This is a genomic window from Mesorhizobium intechi (assembly GCF_002879535.1).
GTDB lineage: Bacteria > Pseudomonadota > Alphaproteobacteria > Rhizobiales > Rhizobiaceae > Mesorhizobium > Mesorhizobium intechi.
In genome coordinates this window covers 1-5,135 of sequence record NZ_PNOT02000078.1, presented here as the reverse complement: position 1 = coordinate 5,135, position 5,135 = coordinate 1, and the positions used below count along the sequence as shown (strand labels likewise).

The 5,135-nt window shown below is 68.1% G+C and carries 6 protein-coding genes; 5 read left to right on the top strand and 1 reads right to left on the bottom strand.

The window, feature by feature from the left end; translation table 11 throughout:
- From groL to C1D09_RS07160, 4 genes are all read left to right on the top strand, one after another.
- Window positions 1-1,482, top strand: a 1,482-nt coding sequence (gene groL / locus C1D09_RS07175; RefSeq protein WP_143973622.1) for a chaperonin GroEL, incomplete at its 5' end; no start/stop codon positions are given.
- Window positions 1,483-1,548: 66 nt separating this feature from the next.
- Window positions 1,549-1,773, top strand: a complete 225-nt coding sequence (locus tag C1D09_RS07170) for a hypothetical protein (protein ID WP_143973621.1) — start codon at window positions 1,549-1,551, stop codon at window positions 1,771-1,773.
- Between the two features lie 53 nt (window positions 1,774-1,826).
- Window positions 1,827-2,126 carry a DUF982 domain-containing protein gene (locus C1D09_RS07165; protein ID WP_143973620.1) on the top strand — a complete coding sequence of 100 codons (300 nt, stop codon included), beginning with the start codon at window positions 1,827-1,829 and terminating at the stop codon, window positions 2,124-2,126.
- A 108-nt stretch (window positions 2,127-2,234) separates the two neighbouring features.
- The gene (locus C1D09_RS07160) at window positions 2,235-2,834 is read left to right on the top strand and encodes a cupin domain-containing protein (RefSeq protein ID WP_143973619.1); all 600 of its coding nucleotides are present in this window, start codon (window positions 2,235-2,237) and stop codon (window positions 2,832-2,834) included.
- Between the two features lie 87 nt (window positions 2,835-2,921).
- On the opposite strand, the gene C1D09_RS07155 is transcribed toward C1D09_RS07160, so the two are convergent.
- A complete protein-coding gene (locus tag C1D09_RS07155) occupies window positions 2,922-3,557 on the bottom strand; it encodes a class I SAM-dependent methyltransferase (protein ID WP_143973618.1) in 636 nt (211 codons plus the stop codon).
- Window positions 3,558-3,750: 193 nt separating this feature from the next.
- Between C1D09_RS07155 and C1D09_RS07150 the strand changes: the two genes are divergently transcribed.
- Window positions 3,751-5,135 (top strand): bifunctional AfsR/SARP family transcriptional regulator/alpha/beta hydrolase (locus tag C1D09_RS07150; protein ID WP_143973617.1); only part of this gene is annotated, 1,385 nt, incomplete at its 3' end.

Below are 5,135 nucleotides of genomic sequence, written 5' to 3'. Positions count from 1 at the left end.
ACCAAGGACGGCGTCACCGTCGCCAAGGAAATCGAGCTTGAGGACAAGTTCGAAAACATGGGCGCGCAGATGGTGCGCGAAGTGGCCTCCAAAACCAATGACCTCGCCGGCGACGGCACTACGACCGCGACCGTTCTGGCGCAGGCCATCGTCAAGGAGGGCGCCAAGGCGGTGGCTTCCGGCATGAACCCGATGGACTTGAAGCGCGGTATCGACAAGGCGGTGGAGGCCGTGGTTGCCGAGCTGAAAGCCAAGGCCCGCAAGGTGACCAGGAACGACGAGATCGCGCAGGTCGGGACCATCTCGGCCAATGGCGACGCCGAGATCGGCCGCTTTCTCGCCGAGGCGATGGAGAAGGTCGGCAATGAGGGCGTGATAACGGTCGAGGAAGCCAAGACCGCGGAGACCGAACTCGAAGTCGTTGAAGGCATGCAGTTCGACCGCGGCTATCTCTCGCCCTATTTCGTCACGAACCAGGACAAGATGCGCGTCGAGCTCGAAGAGCCCTATGTGCTGATCCACGAGAAGAAGCTTTCGAACCTGCAAGCCCTGCTTCCGGTGCTGGAAGCCGTGGTGCAGTCTGGCAAGCCGCTGCTGATCGTCGCCGAGGACGTCGAGGGCGAGGCGCTCGCCACGCTCGTCGTCAACAAGTTGCGCGGCGGGCTCAAGGTCGCGGCCGTCAAGGCGCCGGGCTTCGGCGACCGCCGCAAGGCCATGCTGGAGGACATCGCCATCCTCACCGGCGGCACCGCGATCTCGGAGGACCTCGGCATCAAGCTGGAGAATGTGACACTGCAGATGCTGGGCCGCGCCAAGAAGGTGGTGATCGAGAAGGAGAACACGACCATCGTCGACGGTGTCGGGCGCAAGGAAGAAATCCAGGGCCGGGCTGCGCAGATCAAGGCGCAGATCGAGGAGACCACGTCGGACTATGACCGCGAAAAGCTGCAGGAGCGCTTGGCCAAGCTCGCCGGCGGTGTCGCGGTGATCCGCGTGGGCGGGTCGACCGAAGTCGAGGTCAAGGAGCGGAAGGACCGCGTCGACGACGCCCTCCACGCCACGAGGGCGGCCGTGGAGGAAGGTGTGCTGCCCGGTGGCGGCGTCGCGCTGCTGCGGGCCGCCAAGGCGCTCGATGCCGTGCAGGTCGACAATGCCGACCAGAAGACCGGCGTCGAGATCGTGCGGCGGGCGATTGAAACGCCTGTTCGCCAGATCGCCGAGAATGCTGGCGCGGAAGGGTCGATCATCGTCGGCAAGCTGCGCGAGAAGAGCGAGTTCGGTTGGGGCTGGAATGCCCAGACCGACGAATTCGGCGACCTCTATAGCCAAGGCGTGATCGATCCGGCCAAGGTGGTGCGCACGGCGCTTCAGGACGCTGCCTCCGTCGCCGGTCTGCTGGTGACCACCGAGGCGATGGTGGCCGAGAAGCCGAAGAAGGAGGCCGCTCCGGCCATGCCGGCTGGTGCCGGCATGGATTTCTGAGGTCCCTGCCGGACCGCCCGCTCCCCCGGGGAGCGGGCAACCGGGCGTGAAACAGCGGAGACGGATATGGATATGAAGGCTGGCCTGGGAGCGGTGCCGGCGCCGACACACGAGGCAAGGGAGTTTCTTGCCTACGAAACCGAATGCAGGAGCGCGCTGAAGCCGTTGTTGGCGGGGTTGCTCGACACGGCCGAGGCCGCCGGCTGGAACCGGCGCATCGCCGCATCGACACTGATGTTCCTGGCCGCGCAGCACGTTTCGGCGGCTACCGGCTCTTCCAGCGACCGCTGAACGCCGCTGTCGGGTCGGCCCGGGACACCGCGCAAATGAGAGGAGGCAGAACCATGAAATACGCGCAGTTCGAAAAACCTGTCACCCTGCTCGTCGGAACGGGCTTTCCGAGAAGGGTCGAAAGCGTGATGGATGCTTACGTCCTGTTGCAGGACTGGCCGGCCGCCGGCCGCAACGGCGCCCATGCCGTTGCCCTCAACGCCTGCAAGGCCGGCATTGCCGGCGAGATTGATCCCGAGACCGTGCGGGCGACGCTCGTCACCTTTGCACGGCGCAATGACATACTGGTGTCGGACATGCTGTCGCCGCCGGCGGCGGGCGATGCCCCGCGCGGGCGCGCGTTGCCGGGTTGACCGGGTTCCCGCCCTTGCCTTGAGGTCACGCGAAAGGCGAGGCCCGGGAACCAAACGACCGGCGGTCGAGTTGGCCTTGCTCCCACCCGTCGAAAACGAGGCCATGCCATGAGCGTCCCGCAAAGGATGAAGAAAGCGGCGGAACAGGCTACCGGTGTCGCGAGGCCTGGCCCCCGGGAGGCGACCGATCTCGTCGTGGCGCGGAAGTCGAATGAATTCAGGTTCAGGGATGATGGCCTTGTGCCTAACCATCCCTCCTGGCCGCTCCTTGTCTATCGCGGCGCCGTCACGCTGCCGCGGGACTTCGATCCCGCGGCCGTCATGGAAGAGCTTTTCTCCGCCAATGGCTGGGCCGACAGCTGGCGCAACGGCATTTACAGCTACCTCCACTACCATTCGCGCATCCATGAAGTGCTCGGCGTGGCGCGCGGCAGCGCCAAGGTCCGGTTTGGCGGCAAGAAGGGCCGGACTCTGACACTGAGGGCCGGCGATGTCGCGGTCCTTCCGGCCGGCACCGGCCACCAGTGTATTTCGGCATCCGACGACTTCCTCGTGGTCGGCGCCTATCCCCGATCCGGCACTTACGACGAATGCAAGACCCCAGCCGATCACGCCAGGGCGATCGTGACGATCCCCAAGGTCGAGGCCCCGCCGGCAGACCCCGTGTACGGCAGCGATGGCCCGTTGCTGGCCGCCTGGAAGGATTGAGCCCGGTTTCGCCGGCGGCCGGGAAAGCAATCCGGCATCGGTGCCTTGCAGTAATCTCGCCCTGGGCACACCGCGTCCGCCCCTTCGTCAGCCTGCCGCCGCGATGCCGGCGTGGTGACTGCCCAACTGCCATAGGGGCAGGGGGAACCGGCCATGCTGCACTTCGAGCAGGCGAAAGCCCGCCCCGCCGATCAGCCGCAGCGGATCGCGGTTGAGATGGCAGCCGCCGGCGATCGATCCCCACAGCCGGTTCAGGCGCTCCTGCCAGCGGCGGCGGCGCGGTCCCTCGGCCTGGCCGTGTTCGATGAAGATCAGCCGGCCCGTCGGCTTCAGCACGCGGCGGATTTCGCTGAGCGCCGCCTGAGGGTCCGGAATGGTGCAGAAGGCATAGGTGACGACCACCGTGTCGGCGATGCCGTCGGCCAAGGGCAGGCTTTCGCCGCCGGCGCGGATGCATTCGACGGCGAACGGCGCGGCGCGGCTCTTCGGCGCGGCAAGGCCGAGCATGGTGCCGTCGGGGTCGACGCCGACCAGCCGCTCCACCCTGGCGGCGTCGTAATAGGGCAGGTTGAGGCCCGAGCCGAAGCCGACCTCGACGACGACGCCTTGCGCCCGCGGGATGACGCGCCTGCGCATTTGCGTGAAGGCGCCGGCCGAACAGCCGGCATGGACGAAATAGGGCGCGACGCAGCGCGCGTACCAGGACAGGCAGGTCTGGCACATGGCTCAGCCTCCATGCCCGGCGACGGGGACGCCGTGGGCAAGCGGTTCTGGCGTGGGGTGGCTTGATGTATTGACCGGTGACATTTCTCGCTCCAAGGGAGTTGATCGGGCCGGATCGGCGCGATTTCGCGGGGATGGATAGAAGGCCGGCGTCCCCTCAACGTCCTCTCCTTGCGCGGCCGCGTGCGGATCGATGGAGCTGATACAACTCAGACTTCTGGGGTTTCCGGAGTTCCGGCTGAACGGGCAACGGATCGAGCTCGCCTTGCGTAAGGCGGCCGCACTTGTCATCTACCTGGCCGAGGCCGGCGGACCGGTGGCGCGCGACGTCGCCGCCACGCTGCTGTGGCCCGAGGCCGACGCGCAAGCCGCCCGCACCCGCCTGCGGCGCACGCTCTACAAGATCCGCGTCGCCTTCGGCGAGGAACTCATCGCCGCCAGCGCGGCGTCGCTCAGCCTACGCCCGGGGCTCTCGGTCGAGGCCGATTCCATCGCCTTCGACCGTGCCTGCGATGCCGGGCTTCTCGACGAAGCCGCCGGCCTCTACACCGGCGACTATCTCGCCGGCTTTTCGCTGCCGGATTGTCCCGAATTCGAGGAATGGGTGTTCTTCCGCCGCGAGGCCTTGCGCAGCCGGCTGGTGCAGGCGCTGGAGCGGCTGGTGGAAGCCAGGATCGCCGGCGGCGATGCGCGCACTGCCGTGCTGCACGCGACGCGCCTTGCCGCCCTCGACCCGTTGAGCGAAAGCGCGCACCGCCACCTGATCCGTGCCCATCTGGCCGCCGGCGACCGGGCGGCGGCGGAGCGCCAGGGCGAGACCTGTACGCGGCTGCTGCGCGACGAACTCGGCGTGGCGCCCGACCCCGCCACGCTGGCGCTGCTGCGCGCCGGCGATGCCGAACCGGAGATGCCGAGAACCCGCTACGTTGCCGTGGACGGCATCCATATCGCCTACCAGACCATAGGCGACGGCCCGGCCGATCTCGTGCTCGTTCCCGGCTTCATCTCGCATGTCGAGCGCATCTGGGAAGACAGGAGCTGCCGCGCCTGGCTCACCGCCGTCTCGCGGCTCGGCCGGCTGATCCTGTTCGACCGGCGCGGCATGGGCCTGTCCGACCGCGTCGGCGCACGCCCGACCGTCGAGGCGACCGCGCGCGACATATTGGCGGTCATGGATGCCGCCGGCAGCCGCAAAGCCGTGCTGGTCGGCGCCTCGGAGGGCGGGCCGGGCTGCATCCGCTTCGCCGTCGACCATCCCGACCGCCTGACCGGCCTGGTGCTGTGGGGCTCGCTCGCCAAGGGCAGCCGCGCACCCGACTATCCCTTCGCGCTTACAGCGGCGCAATACGACCTTTGGCAACAGCGCCTGCTCGCCGGCTGGGGCGGCCCGGCGGAAATCGAAACTTTCGCCCCCAGCGTCGCCTCCGACCGCCAGTCACGCGCCTGGTGGGCCGGCCTGCTCCGGGCCGCCTCCAGCCCCGGCGCGGTGGCCGGCCTGCTGCAGGGGCTGCGCGACGCCGATGTCCGCCCGCTGCTGTCAAAAGTCAGGGCGCCGACGCTGGTGCTGCACCGCAGGGG

Coding starts and splice junctions, on each gene's coding strand:
- C1D09_RS07155 (WP_143973618.1), bottom strand. CDS start 3,557: ATGTGCCAGACCTGCCTGTCCTGGTACGCGCGCTGCGTCGCGCCCTAT.
- C1D09_RS07160 (WP_143973619.1), top strand. CDS start 2,235: ATGAGCGTCCCGCAAAGGATGAAGAAAGCGGCGGAACAGGCTACCGGT.
- C1D09_RS07170 (WP_143973621.1), top strand. CDS start 1,549: ATGGATATGAAGGCTGGCCTGGGAGCGGTGCCGGCGCCGACACACGAG.
- C1D09_RS07165 (WP_143973620.1), top strand. CDS start 1,827: ATGAAATACGCGCAGTTCGAAAAACCTGTCACCCTGCTCGTCGGAACG.